The sequence below is a fragment of the Mucilaginibacter sp. JRF genome (assembly GCF_015223065.1).
Lineage (GTDB): Bacteria > Bacteroidota > Bacteroidia > Sphingobacteriales > Sphingobacteriaceae > Mucilaginibacter.
Genome location: NZ_JADFBY010000009.1, coordinates 50,623 through 68,483, shown reverse-complemented (window position 1 = coordinate 68,483; position 17,861 = coordinate 50,623). Strand labels below are relative to the sequence as shown.

At 44.2% G+C, this 17,861-nt stretch carries 19 protein-coding genes; 6 read left to right on the top strand and 13 right to left on the bottom strand.

Features of this window, described 5'->3' with window-relative positions:
* Window positions 1–72: 72 nt before the first annotated feature.
* Together IM792_RS18040 and IM792_RS18035 are read right to left on the bottom strand one after the other, a co-directional pair.
* Window positions 73–1,236 carry a glycosyltransferase family 2 protein gene (locus IM792_RS18040; RefSeq protein ID WP_194103303.1) on the bottom strand — a complete coding sequence of 388 codons (1,164 nt, stop codon included), beginning with the start codon at window positions 1,234–1,236 and terminating at the stop codon, window positions 73–75.
* Window positions 1,237–1,239: 3 nt separating this feature from the next.
* The gene (locus tag IM792_RS18035) at window positions 1,240–2,154 is read right to left on the bottom strand and encodes a glycosyltransferase family 2 protein (RefSeq protein ID WP_194103302.1); all 915 of its coding nucleotides are present in this window, start codon (window positions 2,152–2,154) and stop codon (window positions 1,240–1,242) included.
* A gap of 59 nt (window positions 2,155–2,213) precedes the next feature.
* Here IM792_RS18035 and IM792_RS18030 point away from each other — a divergent pair, with 59 nt between their 5' ends.
* From IM792_RS18030 to IM792_RS18015, 4 genes are read left to right on the top strand one after another with little or no spacing between them, the layout of a single operon-like run.
* Window positions 2,214–2,753, top strand: a complete 540-nt coding sequence (locus tag IM792_RS18030) for a hypothetical protein (RefSeq protein WP_194103301.1) — start codon at window positions 2,214–2,216, stop codon at window positions 2,751–2,753.
* Window positions 2,750–3,892 carry a fused response regulator/phosphatase gene (locus IM792_RS18025; RefSeq protein WP_194103300.1) on the top strand — a complete coding sequence of 381 codons (1,143 nt, stop codon included), beginning with the start codon at window positions 2,750–2,752 and terminating at the stop codon, window positions 3,890–3,892. The genes IM792_RS18030 and IM792_RS18025 overlap by 4 nt, the downstream gene beginning before the upstream one ends.
* Complete coding sequence (locus IM792_RS18020; protein WP_194103299.1) at window positions 3,889–4,224, top strand: STAS domain-containing protein; 336 nt, start codon at window positions 3,889–3,891, stop codon at window positions 4,222–4,224. Before IM792_RS18025 ends, IM792_RS18020 begins: the two co-directional genes overlap by 4 nt.
* A gap of 3 nt (window positions 4,225–4,227) precedes the next feature.
* Window positions 4,228–4,764, top strand: coding sequence for a hypothetical protein (locus IM792_RS18015; RefSeq protein ID WP_194103298.1), 537 nt, complete (start codon window positions 4,228–4,230; stop codon window positions 4,762–4,764).
* Here IM792_RS18015 and IM792_RS18010 read toward each other — a convergent pair.
* Both IM792_RS18010 and IM792_RS18005 read right to left on the bottom strand, forming a co-directional pair.
* The gene (locus IM792_RS18010) at window positions 4,761–5,615 is read right to left on the bottom strand and encodes a beta-1,6-N-acetylglucosaminyltransferase (protein WP_194103297.1); all 855 of its coding nucleotides are present in this window, start codon (window positions 5,613–5,615) and stop codon (window positions 4,761–4,763) included. The genes IM792_RS18015 and IM792_RS18010 overlap by 4 nt on opposite strands.
* Window positions 5,616–5,699: 84 nt before the next feature.
* A complete protein-coding gene (locus tag IM792_RS18005) occupies window positions 5,700–7,037 on the bottom strand; it encodes a lipopolysaccharide biosynthesis protein (protein WP_194103296.1) in 1,338 nt (445 codons plus the stop codon).
* 126 nt (window positions 7,038–7,163) lie between these two features.
* Here IM792_RS18005 and IM792_RS18000 point away from each other — a divergent pair, with 126 nt between their 5' ends.
* On the top strand, window positions 7,164–7,958 hold the full coding sequence (locus IM792_RS18000; RefSeq protein WP_194103295.1) for a glycosyltransferase: 795 nt from the start codon (window positions 7,164–7,166) through the stop codon (window positions 7,956–7,958).
* A gap of 5 nt (window positions 7,959–7,963) precedes the next feature.
* Complete coding sequence (locus IM792_RS17995) at window positions 7,964–8,734, top strand: glycosyltransferase family 2 protein (RefSeq protein ID WP_194103294.1); 771 nt, start codon at window positions 7,964–7,966, stop codon at window positions 8,732–8,734.
* Here the strand turns inward: IM792_RS17995 and IM792_RS17990 are convergent.
* The 9 genes from IM792_RS17990 to IM792_RS17950 all read right to left on the bottom strand — a co-directional run bounded on the left by IM792_RS17990 (window position 8,731) and on the right by IM792_RS17950 (window position 17,848).
* Window positions 8,731–9,945 carry a glycosyltransferase gene (locus IM792_RS17990; protein WP_194103293.1) on the bottom strand — a complete coding sequence of 405 codons (1,215 nt, stop codon included), beginning with the start codon at window positions 9,943–9,945 and terminating at the stop codon, window positions 8,731–8,733. The two genes, IM792_RS17995 and IM792_RS17990, sit on opposite strands and share 4 nt — an antisense overlap.
* A gap of 4 nt (window positions 9,946–9,949) precedes the next feature.
* Window positions 9,950–11,482: an O-antigen ligase family protein gene (locus tag IM792_RS21480; protein WP_347343826.1), complete on the bottom strand. Its 1,533-nt coding sequence runs from the start codon at window positions 11,480–11,482 to the stop codon at window positions 9,950–9,952.
* Between the two features lie 9 nt (window positions 11,483–11,491).
* A complete protein-coding gene (locus IM792_RS17980) occupies window positions 11,492–11,641 on the bottom strand; it encodes a hypothetical protein (protein WP_194103292.1) in 150 nt (49 codons plus the stop codon).
* 2 nt (window positions 11,642–11,643) lie between these two features.
* On the bottom strand, window positions 11,644–12,822 hold the full coding sequence (locus IM792_RS17975) for a glycosyltransferase (RefSeq protein ID WP_194103291.1): 1,179 nt from the start codon (window positions 12,820–12,822) through the stop codon (window positions 11,644–11,646).
* 11 nt (window positions 12,823–12,833) lie between these two features.
* Window positions 12,834–14,990, bottom strand: a complete 2,157-nt coding sequence (locus IM792_RS17970; protein ID WP_194103290.1) for a lipopolysaccharide biosynthesis protein — start codon at window positions 14,988–14,990, stop codon at window positions 12,834–12,836.
* Between the two features lie 3 nt (window positions 14,991–14,993).
* Window positions 14,994–15,686, bottom strand: a complete 693-nt coding sequence (locus tag IM792_RS17965; protein ID WP_194103289.1) for a TolC family protein — start codon at window positions 15,684–15,686, stop codon at window positions 14,994–14,996.
* A gap of 215 nt (window positions 15,687–15,901) precedes the next feature.
* The gene (locus IM792_RS17960; protein WP_194103288.1) at window positions 15,902–16,336 is read right to left on the bottom strand and encodes a Rieske 2Fe-2S domain-containing protein; all 435 of its coding nucleotides are present in this window, start codon (window positions 16,334–16,336) and stop codon (window positions 15,902–15,904) included.
* 4 nt (window positions 16,337–16,340) lie between these two features.
* Window positions 16,341–17,282 carry a DUF5777 family beta-barrel protein gene (locus IM792_RS17955; RefSeq protein WP_194103287.1) on the bottom strand — a complete coding sequence of 314 codons (942 nt, stop codon included), beginning with the start codon at window positions 17,280–17,282 and terminating at the stop codon, window positions 16,341–16,343.
* Window positions 17,283–17,284: 2 nt separating this feature from the next.
* Entirely contained in the window at window positions 17,285–17,848 is a 564-nt protein-coding gene (locus IM792_RS17950) for a YceI family protein (RefSeq protein WP_194103286.1), read from the bottom strand.
* Window positions 17,849–17,861: the final 13 nt, after the last annotated feature.

The window sequence follows — 17,861 nt, the reverse complement described above, 5'->3', positions numbered from 1 at the left end:
TAGTGAGTAGTGAATATTTCTCCGTTGATCTATTTTTTTACTAATCACTAATCACCAACCACTAATCTCCGATCACTGTCTTTTTGCTTTCTCCCATACGGCGCTTTGCTTGCCTGCTGAGTACCTGAATATGCCGCGTACTACGGCGTAGTTCATCATGCAAAAATAATATGGGATGAAAAATATCTTAACCTTTATCTCTCGCGCTTCCAGTATCCATCCTAATAGCGACATGCCGTAGAAACCTACCTGCGCTATCAGCATCAGCAGGTAAATTCCGTATATGCCATTAGCCACAATAGCTATGTTAAGCAACAGCGCCAGTATCATTAAAAATGGCACCACGGTCCACCGCAGCACACGGTGACTTACATATTGAAAGCTCAATACAAAATTACGGAACGGGTTTAACAGCGGCTTCAACCTCAATATAGATTGTATACCACCTGCCGCTATCCTTATCTTGCGTTTTAGCTCCTCGCCTACGTTTTGCGATGCTGTTTCGGTAGCGTAAGCATCAGGCTCGTATATAACACGGTAACCATCAATAGTAACCAACAGCGATATCATAAAATCATCCAGAATGGTATCGGGCTGTACAGGCACATACAACTCACGGCGTATGCTGAACAATTCGCCCGCCGCGCCTACTACCGAATACAGTTCAGAATCCCAGGTTTTAAGTTTCGATTCGTATTTCCAATAGAAGCCCTCTCCTGCTGTGGCATCGGCTGTTTCGTCGATATGTACACGCTTTTCGCCGGCTACGGCACCCACCTTTTTATCGGCATAATGGCGACAAATATTTAAAATGGCATCCTTATTTAAGAAGGTGTTGGCATCGGTAAATACAACAACGTCGGTATGTACCTCGGTCATGGCACGGTGTACGGCGGCTATTTTACCGCTGCGGCCATCCTTGTGCATCAACTTAACCTGCGGAAAGGTTGAAACAATGGCGGCCGTATCATCAGTTGATCCATCGGTAACAAAAATAAACTCAAGCTTACCTTCAGGATAATTCAGCTCAAGGCTGTTCTGTATCTTCTCGGCAATAAAGCGCTCCTCGTTGTAAGCAGCAACCACCAAAGTACAGGTAGGCAGGTTAACCGCATCGGGCAGCACCGGTTTACCCTTGATTGCCCTTTTGATCTTGATCAATCCGAAAAGTACAATGCCGTAGCCCACAAAGGCGTAAAAAACTATAAACAGGCTCAGCCAAAAAGCAATTATCATATATTATTTTAAAGGATATCCTAAATAGGTACTGTTTTTACTTTGGGTAACGTTCCACCAAATAGCCTTGAACAGCCATTTTATAAAATCGGCATGGCCGGTTTTTATATACCGAATGATGTTACGGGGTGTTACCACCAATAAAAAGAAAACATAAAACACCAATCGTGCCCCCAAAGGCGCGTTACGGCGAATAAAAAGTATACGGTTACGATTCATGAAATACTCCTTAAGCGCACTTACCCGCCCCACCGATACCGACTCCTTATGATAAATAAGCGCGGCGGTATTCAACCATATTTCATAACCGGCATGTTTTATACGGTCGCACCAGTCGAGTTCTTCGTAGTATAAAAAAAAGTGATCGGCCATTAATCCGGCTTTATCAATACACTCCCGGCGCAGCATCATGGCGGCACCGTGGGCATAGCCGGTTGGGCCGGTAAGGTTATCATACTGCCCCTTATCAACCTCAAACTGGCCAATGGAGTTATTGCGGGCGGTATAATAATTCATGGCGGTAAAGCCCATGTACTGCAAAGTATCAGGCTGATCAAAGTAGCGTATCTTGGGCGATACCATGCCTACCTTAGCATTATCATCCAGCGTTTTAACCAGGGTTTCAACCAGGCGGGGGGTAAATTCGGTATCGTTATTTACCAAAAAAAGATAATCGCCGGTGGCGGCGGCAATACCAATATTATTACCTCCTGCAAAACCTAAATTTTCGTCAGAACGTATAAACTGTACTTCGGGATATTTTATCGTCCAGTTGGGTACACTGTTAACCGCGCTGCCATTATCAACAACTATTACCTCAATAGCCGGGTAGGTATTTGTTGAATTAATGGAGGAAAGGAGGTCTTCGGTAACCAAACTTTGATTATAATTGACCGTTATTATAGATACGCGCTTCATTCAATCTTAACCTTTGTACGGTTTTACGAGTAATGTGTTGTTGAAATTATCAATTTAAATTGAGCGACAAAATTAATAATATAAATGAAGGCCCCGGCAACACGGGCGACGAGCAGGCCATCAACCAAAAACTGGATGAATTGATAGCCCTGCTTGCTGAAACCAATATTGACAGCGACAAGGCGCGCACCCTGCAACAAAAGCTTAACAACGCTATTGAAGACTCGGCACAGGGCAGTGACGGTATTGATGCATTAAGAAAAATTGACACCGATAATACCTCGCGCGATGACCTGCTGGATGAGTTCAGTATACTGCTATCATCGCACCAGTTTGATAGCGAAGAATCAAAAAAATACATCCGTGCCGAAAAGGGGGCTAACATAGTATTGATGGTGATCAGCATTGTACTGATAACCCTTGGCCTGGCCATGATAGTGATGCCTGCCCCGCCCGACTTTGAGATATACACCATATTTTACTTTAACCCTAACGATGGTATCACCATAATGGATCTCATATCATCGTTAATTGTGCTTTCGGGCATATATTTGTTCATTAAATCGCTGTTTAAATCCCCCGTCAACCCGAAGCAATGATTCCGGCTAAAGAAAATAAGATATTACTGGTTGACGATAACCTGCTTTTTTTGAATATAATGGTTCAGGCCTTCAAAAAAACAGGATGGGAATGCCATACCGCAAGTTCTGCCGCGCTGGCTTTGGATAAGCTAAAGGTTGGTGTACCCGACATTATCCTGTCCGACTATGATATGCCGGGCATGAACGGCATCGAATTCAGGCAGAGCCTAATGAAGCTGGATGAATGGAAAGATATTCCCTTTGTTTTTTTGACCTCACTAAGCGATAAGGAAACTATTGAACAGGGCCTCGACCTGCAAGCTATCGACTTTATTATTAAGGATACGCCGATAAACGTTATCATCTCCAAGCTTAATAATATTTTGCTTACGGTAAATAAGCAGCGCGAGCTATCTACCATTGAGGTGCAAAACGCGGCAAAGGCGTTAAACATAAAATCGATACCGCAAAAAACACCGCAGATAAACGGCTATAAGGTTGATTTTTGTCATCACTCCTACCATGATATTCCGGGTGGAGATTTTATTGACCTGATACAAGTGAACGAGCGCTTTACCTATATTGTACTGGGCGATATTATGGGCAAAAAATGGATGGCCTGGTATTTTACCTTTGGTTATTTAAGCTACATACGTTCGGCGGTGCGTTTCGCGGCGCTGAGTAATGATTTTTCGCCGGCCAGCATACTCAACAAGGTGAACAATATTATTTGCCTTGATGATATTTTGCAGGATATATTATCAAGTCTTTCATTGCTGATGATAGATACACAGGAGGGCATCATCATCTACTCGGGCGCGGGCGATCTGCCTTTGCTGCATTACACTGCCGAGGATGATAAGTTAACTGAGGTTAAGGCCGATGGCTTGCTGTTAGGCATGTTTGCAGATACTTTTTACAACGAAGAAAAAATCACCTTAAACAAAAACGACCAGCTTTTTATTTTCACTGATGGGATGATAGACGCGGCAGATAACGGTAATATAAAAACCGATTACCAGGGCTTTAAACAAAAACTGGCCCCGTTGCTTGCGAATGGAACAAAGTTTGGTGATATTAAAGAGCGGTTATTTGATATGAATCCTGACATTGTAGTTGATGATCAGAGCATTATAAACATTACAAAAACATCATGATGATCAGCATTGAAACTGATACCGAAGGATATGTATCCTTAAAAACAACCATAAACGAAGCTAACCTGAATAACTCAGAAAAATTCAAGGCCGAGCTTACCACCCTGCTTGATCAGTACCACAAAAAGGCGGTGCTTGATATGAGCAGTATTGGTTATATGGACAGCTCGTTTTTAGGCGCGCTTGTATCGTCGCTTAAGCATGCCATCGCCATAAAAACAGATATACTGCTGGTAGGCCTGCGGCCAGACATTCACAACCTGTTTACGCTGATAAGGCTTGATAAAGTATTTAAGATATACAAAACCCTTAACGAGGCCGTGGCCGGTTAACACATGCGCATACGAACCACACATAAAGAGTTTGTTTTTTTGAACGATAAGTCGGTACTAACTGCATCGTTAAAGGAGGTGCTGGCTTATGTTGAGGAATGCACGGGTGCATCGTTAACCGAAAATTACGATCTGTTTTTCAAGGTAAAATCAATAATTACCGAATTGCTTACCAATGGCTTTAAGCACTCGCGCACCAGCACGGTTAATTTGGTTATTGATATTGATAAGCATAGCCTCAGCATTCAAAAGTATGATAGCGAGCTGCCGGTCACTTTTGGCAGCAGCGATATAAACGATGGCAAAAAATTATTAAGCTACGATATTATGTGCCGCTTGTTTGCCAACTACCGCAGCGTGTATGATGTGAGTTTTATTATTGAGGACTGCCACGATGATGAGCTGCCTGAAATTGATAACCTGACCGAGCATTTTGGCTTACTGATAATAACCAAATGCGCGGATGAATTTAATTACTATTACGATCAGCAGAATAAAGTAAACCTGTTTACGGCTAAAATAAACCTGGCTAACGACTAAGAATGCACGTGCAGTAGTTCATCGTCAATATAATTCAGGATGGCGCTGTCATGTGCCATATCAAACTTGCGGGCAAAAAACATTCCTGATTTTTTGAGCATGTCCGCGTCATCAATAGTAAACAACCGGGGGTTTATCCCACCTCTCGACCAATCAATAAACCGCAGATCGTTACTTATCATACGCTCGTTCATGGGCGAGTTATAGAGGATGGTTTGAAAAACAAATTCATCGGGCGCCCAGGTTAGTTTAATAAACCGGCGAAAAGCGGAGTGGCTATCCCAATATTCCAAAATATAACGTACGCATTCATCGCACATGGTAAACCATTGCGACCGGCCTACCAGCACCATGCTATCGGGTAATTCGCGTTCGGGTAATATTTTATTGATCACGTATTGCAGCCTGTAGCGCAGCGGGAACCTATAGTTATCCAGATGGTACTTTTGCACCCGGGGCAGCGCCTCAAGCCAGTTGGGTTTGGCCATACGGAAATTCATGAACGCCTTGCCGAGGTTGGCTTTCAAAAAATCGACTAAAGCATCAGCGGATTGCAGAGGGTAATCGTGGCCGCTTAACAGATTAATGTAACTGTATTCTACATCGCTATCTAATATCTGTTTTAAGCCATTAATGGTGGCATGCACGATACTGAATGCGCCCCAGTAAACCCTTACCCTATCCGTAATAAAAATAACGTTATCGGCATTTAATGCCTGCTCAAATGGTTCAATAGATACCTTGGCATCAATATGTACAAAGATATCAGCATCCGGATGGCTAATTCGGGATACTAAACGGGACAATTGCTCCGGACTTTGATGGGCAAGTATTAAGTGAGCCAATTTCATAAACACCTTTTACGAAAACCGATCAGATTATGATACGCAAACTAATGCTTTTACTATTAGTTAACTCATTTTAAAGCTAATAGTTTACCGTTTAAGTTTTTCTCGCATCTGTCCCCAGTACATTTTCACTTCCGAAAAACCGAGAGAGTATATACTGACGAATGAAAATTTGTGATATTGGTTCAGCGCAACATAGCCCACAACCACAGCAACAATGGTTGGCACTACAGATGCCAGCACGATACCGTAAATGCTTTTTAATACCACCACGCCCAGCACATCAAACACTACGTTGGCTACCAGCATTACCAGTACCTTGTAAAAGTTGATCTTCGGTTTATGTATCACATCAAGTGTTAGCGCGAAGAAACGGTCGGCAGGGAACAGCAATGCGAAGGTCATGAACAGGCGGAACACATTAGCGGCCTCGGTACCTACGTACTTACCGCCACCCATCATGTAAATAGGCACATCGGCAAGTAAAACGCCTACAATAGCGGCAGGTATTAGCACAACGGTTATTAAGCCGATATACTTTTTCATGATATAGATAACCTCGCTACGGCTGTTTTGGTTATAAGCGGCAGAGAGTGATGGCATCCCCGTGGCGGCAAAACTGCGCAGGGGTATCTCTACCAACTGCATTAATGTTTGGCCTAAATTATAGATGGCCACCGGAGCAGCGCCCAAAAAATGGTTGATTATGGCCACGTCGGACAGGCGGAACATATTTGAACTTAACGTTGTACCTACGCTAAACTTACCAAAGTTGAATATAGTAGCTGTAGTTTCCTTATTTCGTTTACCGAGGGTATTGATCCTCGTCCAGCGCATTACCAGCGTATATAAGCTTGTTATACCGTGCGATGCCAGATATGCATACAACACCGTGTACAAATTAGCCTTGTGGAATATAAGCAACGATATCACTATCAAGATAAAACTGCCCTGGTTTACAAAGCGGACATATAAAAGCCTATCAAACCGTTGCTCGCCCTGTAATACGCAGCTCGCTATAAACCAAGGCAATGACAGAATGTAGGTTAGCCCAAAATATTTTAGGAACATGATATACCCGTCGTCATGAATATACTGCATAAAAAACAGCACCGGCAGGTTGAACAATATTAGCGTACCTGTTATGCCCAAAGCTATGTACCAGGTTGAGCCCACCACCTCGGCGGCACGTTCGGGAGTAGCGCCGGCATAGAATTTAATGAACGCGGTGGTCAAAAAACCTGATCTGAATGTATCAACAAAAAGAATAGTTGCCTGGAATATAACCCACACCCCCATTTCAGACAAAGTTAGCGAGTGATAGAGGATGGCAGTGGTAAGCATACCCAGGCCGGACATGATAATGTTGCCCGCCAGCGACAGGAAATGCTTATTTTTAATAAGAGCCAATAATTTTGTTAGCATGAAGGGGTTGATATACAGCGTTTATAAAACTTGTGTTGATAAAACATCTTTTTGTTGCATATTAGCTTAAAAAAATAAACAAAGCAATATTAAACCTTATACGGTATATATTGCGTAAAAGATTGTATGACCGATCCTGATTTATACTTTAAGGATGTTACGCTGTTGGTTACACACTATAACCGCAGCCGCTCGCTCGAACGCCTGCTTAACACTTTCAGACATTTAGGTATGACCTTTGGCGACATTGTGGTGTCTGACGATGGCAGCCGCCCTGAGCACCTTGAAAAGCTACAGGATATGCAATCCAACTACAATTACCGGTTGGTAACTACGCCCAAAAACCGTGGCCTGGGCAACAACATCAACAAAGGTCAGGATGCTGTGCAAACGCCTTATACGTTGTACGTTCAGGAAGATTTTGAACCAAAGGAGATATTCGCCGCGCATTTTAAGGATGCCCTGCATTTTTTTGAAACCGACGCCGAGCTGGATATAGCCCGCTTTTACGCCTACTTTAAATATCCGTATACCAAGCCCTACAACAAAGGTTTTTCGGAGATGAGGTTTTCGGCATCGCCATTTAAAAATAATCACCTTAAGTTTTATGTGTACAGCGATCATCCGCATTTGCGCCGCAGCACGTTTTTGCAAAAGTTTGGCAGGTATCCCGAAGGTATAAAGGGAGATTTGACAGAGTATCGCATGGCATTATCATTCATTCAGCATAAGGGTAAAGGCATATTTTTTGATAAGTTTACTGATCTGTTCTATCAAAAAAATTCATCAGATGAGCCAAGCACCATGGGCAGGGCCTCATGGCGCGAGAGCAAAAATCCGCTCGCCCTTACGGCGCGGGCAATATACCTGCAATTTAAATTGCTGAAGTGGACTTATGATGTGCTGTTTAAGAAAGTATAACCCCTATGTTTGATACCATTACCCTGCTTGTAACCCATTATAACCGCAGCCAATCGTTACAACGCCTGCTACAAGCCTTCGCGAACCAGAACATCAACTTTGCCGACATTGTGGTGTCTGATGATGGCAGTCGCCCGGAGCACCAGGATAAGTTGCGTGAGCTGGCCGTTACATACAATTTCCGTTTGATAACTACGCCGCAAAACCGTGGTTTGGGTAATAATATTAACAAGGGGCAGGATGCTGTGCAAACGCCATATACTTTGTACGTTCAGGAAGATTTTGATCCATTCCCGGGATATGGCGAACATTTGCAGGATGCCCTTGACATTTTGAACGAGCGCCCCGAACTGGATATGGCCCGTTTTTACGCTTACTTTAAATACCCGTACCTTAAGCCATTAAGAAAAGGTTTTTCGGAAATGATGTTCAGTATCTGGAAGCCGGGTTACCGTAAATTCCATGTTTACAGCGATCACCCGCATTTGCGCCGTACATCATTCTTCAGCAAATTTGGGCGTTATGCCGAGGGCTTGAAGGGCGACCGCACCGAATTTCTGATGGCTATATCATTTATCAAAAACAAAGGCAAGGCTATATTTTACGAGGACTTTAAAGGATTGTTCGATCAGATAAACCCTGCCGACGAACCATCGACCATGAAACGCAGCGATTTCAGGCAGAGCACCAATCCATTCGTGGCTTTCGCGAGGATGATATACCGCAACGTAAAACACAACTACGATCTGGCTACCTTTAAATCAAAACAGAATTAACGGGTAGCTTTAACGGTGTTGATGGCTTTGTAAATTTCCTTTACGTTATTCTCCCATGTATGGGTTGACGCGAAGGCTACACGCTCCTCTTGCTTTTCGGGCGAGTTCTCAGTAAGCGCTTTTTGGATGGCGTTAACATAATCCTCTTTAGTATCGCACAGGTAGGTATGCTGTGCAAAAACACTCATAGCCTCGGTGCGTGTGGCAACGGTTGGTTTGCCCATAGCCAGGTACTCATCAATTTTACGCGGATAATTGCCGATAGTAACCTGGTTAACCTTTTGCGGGTTAAGGCATACATCAAAGGCATTAATATAAGCGGGCAACATGCTGCCCGACTTAGGCCCTAAAAAATGAATGTTAGGTATGGTATGCAGATTACTTGCCTTAAACTCGTTATCCTCCGGCCCTACTAAAACAATGCTCCAGTCGGGTTTGGTGATGGCGATATGGGCCAACAATTCAATATCCAGCCTGATGCTTTGCAGGGCGCCAACATAGCCTATAATGGGTTTGCCGATGGCTGCCACATCATCAGGCACCGGCAGATCGGTTTGATTGGTGAACATTTCCAGATCACAACCCTGCCCTACGTAAAACGAGTTTTTATTGTATTTACCGCAATAGCTGGCCAGGTAAGTGGAGTTGGCTACGCAAAGGTCGCTTTTGGCTATAATAAGGGGTTCTATACGTTCGCCGTGGCGTTTCCAGTAATCAACATACAGCATATAATCGCGCGAGTAATATATGCTTATATCAGGTTGCAAAAGCTCTTTCAGGTAAAAGCTCCTGAACATATCGTTATCATTGAACAGGATGCTATCCTTAAAACCCAATTGCTTTACAGCCGCGCTGATGGATGACGCGAAACGCTTGTTATTGATCTTATTCAGCGTATCATAAATAAAATTACCCCGCACCCAGTTGATGGATTCCAGCATCTTATCAGGATACAGGTTCCACAGGTTATCCTGTAAGGTTATTAGTCCGTTGGTTTTGCCGTTAATAACATCAATGCGCTTTTGTACTTTGGGGTCTTCGCGCTGTTTATACAGCGTGATACGGTCGAGCGGCGAGTTTACGTACAGCACACGGTTATGCTTGCTAAATTCAAGCGCGAGGTTTTTGCAATTGCTTCCTATCTCAACATCCCAGGGTTGTTGGCCTACAATTACAATATTACGGTTTTGTATGCTGTCGGTAGCGCTCATAGTATCAGTATTTAACGGTTTCCTGCTCAACAGGTTCATGGTTATAACGCTTTTCCTGGTCAAGCCTGTAACTCACCGTTATTAGCGCTGCTGCCAACGGGAACAACAGATTTGATGGGTATTGCACCAATGCCTCCTGCGGAAAATTGGCGATGTTGTAAGCAAATATAACCAGCGTCATGGCCAAACAATAGGTTTTCAGTTCGGGGTCTTTTATCCTGTAAAAATAGTTTATACCCGTTTTAAGGATAACGAACACCATGGTACAGAATATGGTGAGCCCTACCCAACCCAGCTCAACCGCGGTACGCATATAACCACTATCGGGCGGAAAGTTAGCCAAGTATGATCCCGGCGCGAAACGCTTACCCCATGTACCCGTTGCACCCAAACCACCACCAAACGGATGCGTTTGTATGTAAGGCTGAATGCGTTTCTGATTCATTTTACGCAGGTTATACGAATCATCATTATTTGGTCTGAAAGCCGTTTGGAAACGCATAATGTTTGGGTTGCTGGTAGGTATGTTGATCAGCACCACCAAAAACACCGCGCCCATTATAGCGAACATCAGCACCCTTTTGTTAAAATTAAGGATAGCGAACAGCACCATAGCTGCCGGTAACAACACGTTAGCTCCACGCGTACCAGAATACAGCATGGATTGCAGGAACATGCAGGTAAACACCCCGGCCAACACTTTTTGCCATACCTTGAATTTACCGGCCATTATACAAATGCAGATAATGCTCGGCATCACCATGTTATAGGCAAATGCCACCGGGTCAGAAAATATGGAGAATTTACGCCAATGCCCGCCAATGTATAACAGCGAAGCTATCTCCGGGTCAGAGTGCAGGTAAGCATCCTCAGCAGCCGAAAAACCGATATGCTCCTGCTTATAAGCATACAAAGCGCCTATTACCGCCAATGCCAGCCAAACTTTTATAGCTATACGCAACATACGCATAGTGCGTATATTATAAACAAACACAAAGTAGCTGATAAGTACAATGGCCACCGTACGTATGGTATATATCCAGGCCAGGCGCGATTCGGCAGAGGGGTTTACAAATTCCAGAATATTATAGCCTATCCATATCAGTATTACGTTGCTTACCGGGCCTTTCATCATCTCCCAGTTACGCTCGCGTTTAAGGCGTACCGCTGTGCTGATCATCAATACCACCTGCAAGGCATCCATCAAAATACCTACCGGGCCCGATATGCCTATACGCATCAGCATGAACAGCATAAAGGCCATCACTACAACAACCAATATACCAAACTCAACAGATGCTACAATGCCCGCCAGTACCCAAACGGCTATTATAGTACCGAAAACCAGCGCACTGAATATCACACCGAATTTGGCTATACCCGCGCCAAAAGCCAGCCCTAAAATAATCAGCAGAATGATGCCTGTACGGCTGCTCAGCTCATCAACAAACAACAGCTTTTTAAGCCTGCCCAAAAGCCCGCCCCCGGTAACACCGGCACTTAACGAGTTATCTATTTTGAGCTGAATGTTATCCACCTGTTTGCTTTAAAAAAATACGATCTTGAATATAAGCGCGTAAGTAGTTACCGCGGCCAATGCTATGGCGGCTATACGCATTAAACGGTTAAGCCTGCGCTGGTAGCGGTGCTGAAAACGTTTGCTATGTATAACTTCTTCTGCCGGATTTACACGCATGGTTACTTCTCCCCTGTTTCCGTTTCGCCGGTATGGTAATGCTGGGTTGCTACCGAATGCTGATTGGCCTTACGTGCCTTGATCAGCGATAGCACCTGGTAAAAAATAAACTTCGGGATATTGATAAGTGATTGATATATACGCTTATCAGTAGGTGATTTTGCCAGCGCCAGGTAAAAGCCCAGTACAAACAGCACAAATGCCACCAGCCACGTAAATGCCACCGTGATGCTCAAAAACAGGTTAATGAACATAAATAAGCCCGACAAAATCAGAAAGATGAATAGCGGCGGCCTCAACAATATCAACCCAAATAATAACTGGTTACGGCTAAAATTGCCTATGCCCTTACCTATCATGGTGAAACCAAAGGCAAAGTACTTGAACCAGGTATTGATCCAGCGGGAACGTTGTTTTACCAATTGATCCGAGCGGGTGGTTTTTTCATCGTACACAATAGCGCTTTCGGTAAAGGCTATGCGCAGGTTACGGCCTACTATTTCGGCTTGTAAAACCTTGTCAAAACCGGCGCCCGATATTTCTTTATGCTCCAAACATTCGCGGTACAGCTGCGTGGTAAACGCCATACCCGAACCGGCTAAGGTTGCCGATGAACCTAAACCGAACAACAGTTTACCATCATAAAAATGATAATAAATATCGCGGGCGGCATCTAAACGGGCATAGGTGGTATCCAGGTTCTTTGCTTCGCGAACGCCTTGTACGGCACGGTAACCGGCATCAAACAGTTTATTCAACTCGTGCAGGTATGATGGGTGCACCAGGTTATCGCTGTCAATAATGGTCAGCCTGTCATGCGGGCGACGAAAATTATTAATGGCGTAAAAATGCGATTTAATATTGTTCGCCAGTGTTTCGGGCGGGCGCAGCAGCACTACCCTTTCATCATCAAAATGCAGGTTGCTGATGTCGCACTTATCGGCCACCACATATACAAGATAATTGCTGTAATTTACACGCAGTATGGAGTTTACTACTGATGGTAGTGATGATGTTTGCTCGTAAGCGGTAACTATGATAGCATAATCGGCCTCGTTAATTGACGACGGATAAAGCTTTTTACGTGTGGTTAACGATAGCAGGTAAAGCACAAAAGGCAACACCAGGTTGTACCCTATCAATACCTGAACAATAATCCATACTATTTTAATAACAGCCATATAACGCCTTATTAAGCTTTTTTATCTGACGGGTTAACATCGGTAACTTTGTTAAGCACCCAACCCATAAATTTATTTTTAACGGATTTTAGGTATTGAATGTTCGGCGCTTGTGCCTCAGTAAGGTTTTGGCCCGATTGAAACACCGCTATCATTTTATCGGCAACGCCAACCCACTCTTTTGAACGGTTAAGAGTATTTAGTGCCGATGTTTCAATAATGATCAGGTCATAAATCTGTTTCAAACTCTCCAGCTTCTCCTTCACCTCATGCTCGGGGCGTATCTCAAATAATGATATATCGCCACCGCGGTTGCCCCAAACGGTGATCATACCCGTATTATTATCAGTACCGGTGGTTTTGCCTGTTAGGTAATCTTCCAAGTAATTGGCAGGCTTGGTCATGCGGGTAATTCCCGAATCCTCAAAGTTACCGTCTATCAATAAAACGCGCTTGTTGATAACCGCCTGCGAGTAAGCCATGCTAATCGCAACAACCGTTTTACCCTCATTGGCTTTTAGGCTGTTCACCAGCAATATCTTGTCGCCCCGCATTTCGGTATCTATCTCGTAGCGTAATGATCGGAGCAGATTTTTGAACGTGCGGGTGTTTCCATCCGTATCGTTACTATCCCAAAGCTTTTTAAAGTCGATAACCTTATTATCCAATAAATTAAGATAACCCAATACCGATATTTTAGTACGATTAGCCAGCTCCTTTGATGTTTTTACAGTATTATCAATAAAGAATAAAGCGAACAATACCACAACGCATACACCGAATGAACCCACACCGGCTAAAATAACCAGCAGCATCTTTTTAGATGGCTGCACCTCGCCCGGCATTGCGGCCACTACCTGCTTAAGCGTTACCGACATGCTGGCCTCCATGCTAACCTGGTTGTACCGGGCCAACAGGGTAAGGTATTCTTCCTGGGCTATGTTAATGGCTTTTTCGTATGCGCCAATGACGGCTTCGTGTGGTACAAGGTTATCAAAGCGACGATTCAGCCTGCCTAATTCCTTATCAATGGAGCTGCGGCTGTTTTTAGCTACCACATTAGCGGTTTGCAGCGTTTGCTTGGTATTCACCAGCTCCTGCTTGGCCGATAGCGGGTTGAGGATATATTTATCAGATGATTGGCGGATCTTTGATGAGATCACATTGGTCAATGAATCTACACGGCCTTTGTATTCAGGGTCGAAATTACTTTCGATGTAGGCATTGTTAGCGGCATTCAATTGTTTGTCGAGCTCGGTGATCTGTGAGTTAACACGCGTCATCGAGCTTTCAATATATTGCCTGTCGGCCGGGTCAAAGCTTTGATCTATCCTGCGGATAGCAGCACGGCTTGATACCACATCCTTTTCATTCTCCTGTCTGCGAGTTTCGTAATCAGCCAACTGGCCGTATAAGCTACGCGCCTGCTCGGTAAGACTGAACACCCGGTTCTTGATCTTGTATTGCTTTAGCGAATCATTTAATGCGTGCAGCGAATCCTGTTTGTTTTGCAGCAGTTTACCCAAAAACGTAGCGGCCTTACGCTGGTTCTCCTTAACTATAAAGGTGTAATAGTTTATAAATTCCTTACAAACGTTATTCACCACAAAGGCAGTCAGTTCCGGGTTTTCAGCATCAAACTGTACATTAATAAAGTCACTGTTCTCCAGTCGGTAAATGGTCAGTGTTTTTAATAACGACTGATCATCATACTTCATGGATTGCAGCACGCGGTCCAAACCGTTCTGATCCTTATCAAAAAGCATAAGCTCCTGCCTGTTATTGTACAGGCGGGTATATACCTCTACGGCATGCTTACGGGCATCGGCATTAAGTTCATTTAACAGCGCGCTCGGTTTACGGAAAGGCTTCTCACTTGTCAGATCGTGCAGCATCAACTGGTACGATACCTGATCCAGTATCTTGGTTGAGCGTAGTATTTGCACCAGGTTACTGAATTCCTGGCTTATTTTTGATTCCTGCGGAGCTTCGGTATTGAGTACCTGCTGCGTAGGGTCAACAATACCGGTGGCCAACTGCGATGTTGAGGTATAAACATCGGCCAGGTTACGCACCAAAAAATAAGTAATAACAACCGCTATAACAGGTACCGCTATAAGGGTATACTTATGTTTAAGCAGCAGTCTAAAAAATTTACCGAATTCCATGTATTATTTTATGTTTTCCAGCTTTTCACCTAACATTTCTTCCACGTCGGCCTTTGATATGAAAACGTTGGCCTCTGCCTCTATTTTTTGGGTACGGCGCTCAGTAAGCTGTACCTGCGCTGTATTAAAGGTTTCAAAAGTAGCCTCACCCTTTTTGTAACGATACTCAATGTCCTTAATACCATTCTCGGCTTCCTGCCAGGCCCTTGTTTGGGTTTTTAACTGCCCAACACGCTGTATATATAAATAATACCTGCGTTTAACCTCGGCGGCAATGGTAAGCTGATACTCGTCGCGCTCGTTCTCGGCCAGCCTGCGTTCGGCCTTGGCGCGTTTAATATTCATGGGCATACGCAATATGGTACCCAGGTTAATAAAAACGCCCAACTGCAAGCCACTAAAAAAACGCGTACCCGGATTGGTTGGATCAACCACGGTAACATTATCCGGCTGGTAGATATAGGACAAACTCAGCGCATCAAATATGGATACCGCCGATATGGATACGTTTGCCCTGGCAACATCAACCCGGCTCTGAAAACTCTTTACGCGGGGATAATTTTGCTTGGCCACGTTAACCAGCTTATCAACATATACTTCCGATATATCCTGTACAATACTCACCTGCGCCTTAGCGTTATATTGCTGTAATAACAAAAGCAGGAAAGTAAATACTGAAAGTACCTTTATTTTCATTAAGCGTATTTTAAGTGTAATATTCGGCAATATATGCCTAATCAATGGCAAATATCGCTGAAAAATACAACAAAGTTGTGATTAAGCCTTTTTACAGACACCTATATACGTAGAATTTTAAAATTAGTTCGCTCGCATTCATCATAGCCCATAAAAAAGCCTGTACCCTATTAGGGCACAGGCCAAATCGCTTAAACCTTATAAGAATATCCGTTTTACGACACCGTTAGCGTATTGCCATTAATATCGATGTTATACTGCCTTAAGGCCGTAGTGGCCGGGCCCACCAGCACCGCACCCGAATTGCTGAACTGGCTGCCGTGGTTAGGACAAATAAACCTGCCCTGCGCATTATTATAGTTTATGGCCGTACCCTGGTGTGTACATGCCACCTGCACAGCCGTGAACGAGCTTTCGTTATTACCGGCGGCGGTGCGTACCAGTATTACACCGTTTGATACCTTTGATTGCCCTACCGATGTAAGCTCACTATTCAGGTTGATGCTGAACAGGTTTTCGTCGTCATCGCCTCCCGGCGGAGTAGGTGTCGGGTCGTTACTTTTTGAGCTGCCACAGGCGGCTACGCCGCATCCTACACAAACCGCGGCAAAGCCAATGCCCAGTTTTGATAGAAATTCTTTTCTTTCCATAACGTTAGTAATTTGATTGTTTTTTGTTTTTGTTCTTTGGCCCGAGATCGAACATGCGCGATATGGTGAACCCTATGCGGTACTGCCCCTTCCCCCAGCTCGATTCGGTATCGCTCAAGTAATTCATTTCAGATATAGCCTTGGCGTTCGAGAAATTGAGCGTAAATACGTGGCCGCCGGTTTCAACCTCAATACCTACACCCAGCGGATCGTAAAATTTAGGGTTATCGCTATTATTGCGGAATGATGAGAACGGATGCGCGTAATCAACCACCACGCCAAAGCGTTTGGTTAACTTATACCTTGCCGCCGCGCTGATGGCCAGAAAATCCTTCTCGTTACCATTAATAAAAGGGAACGGCAGGTTATTGCGCACAAACGTTGGCGATATCAGCATTGAAAAGCTCGACGAAAATTTACGGGCGATTATGGCCTGCGCCATATAGTTAATGCGGTTGGTATAATCATCAAACACATCGGTATTTACGCTGTAGGGTTTCAGCCCCATCTTACCCGCTACGGCTAACGAGAATGGCATACTGCCATCGGCCTTTTGATGCAGTACGGCGTATTTAAAACCAGCCTCAATCAATTGCTCAAACTTGCTGCGGCCAAATTGCAGATCGAGGTTATCGGTCAAGCCATACTCAAAGCCAATGAATATATCGCTCGAATTATCTAAACCGATCAGCGTTGACCCACCTCCCTCGGCACCCGCTATATCGCCAAAACGGTGGGTAACCAAAAAGTTGAGGTTGTGCTTTTTCACCGTTTCGGTAGTTTGCGAATAGATGAGCCGGGTGGCCTTAAAGCTGGCAATCACATCATCGTGCTTTTCATCGGCGGTAAGTGACGACATTACCGCCTCGGCCGACGATGTATCCGTTTGTGCCCTGACTGTTTGGCCCGACAACAGCAGGGCCAATGCGATACATACTTTTTTCATGATCATTTTGTGGGGTTTTTGTTGTATGCTGTGTAGTTGGCCGAAACCGTTACTTTTAGCGATTCGGCAATTTTTTGGAATACCAGCTTGGGTATCTCTATCTTATGGTCGGCGCACTTAACCATAAACTCAGAGGTGATGGTTATTTTGCCGTTGTTTACATTGATTTTGCCCTTAATAGTGCGTTGCTGCTTTACGCCATGCACATCTAACACACCGGTTGCGGTTACCGGGTAGCTGCCGTTAGCGGTAACATCGGGCTTTTCGGTAACGGTACCTTTAAATGATGCCTGCGGATATTTATCGCTCTCCATATAATTCTCATTAAAATGCTCCTGCATTAATGATTTCTGGAACTTGAACGAGCGTATAGCTACGTTAAAAGCCAGTTCGCCGGTCGCGGCATTGTATACTGATTTCCCGTCGGTTGATGAGCCTTCAATGTTCTCCAGCGGGGCTTCGGAATACAAGGTTACCGAGGCATTTTTGCTAACATAAAGCGCAGAGGGTGCCTGCTGACCAAGCCATCCGCTTGTCAGGGCAATTAAAATCAATAAATATTTCATGTTTTTTAGTTTA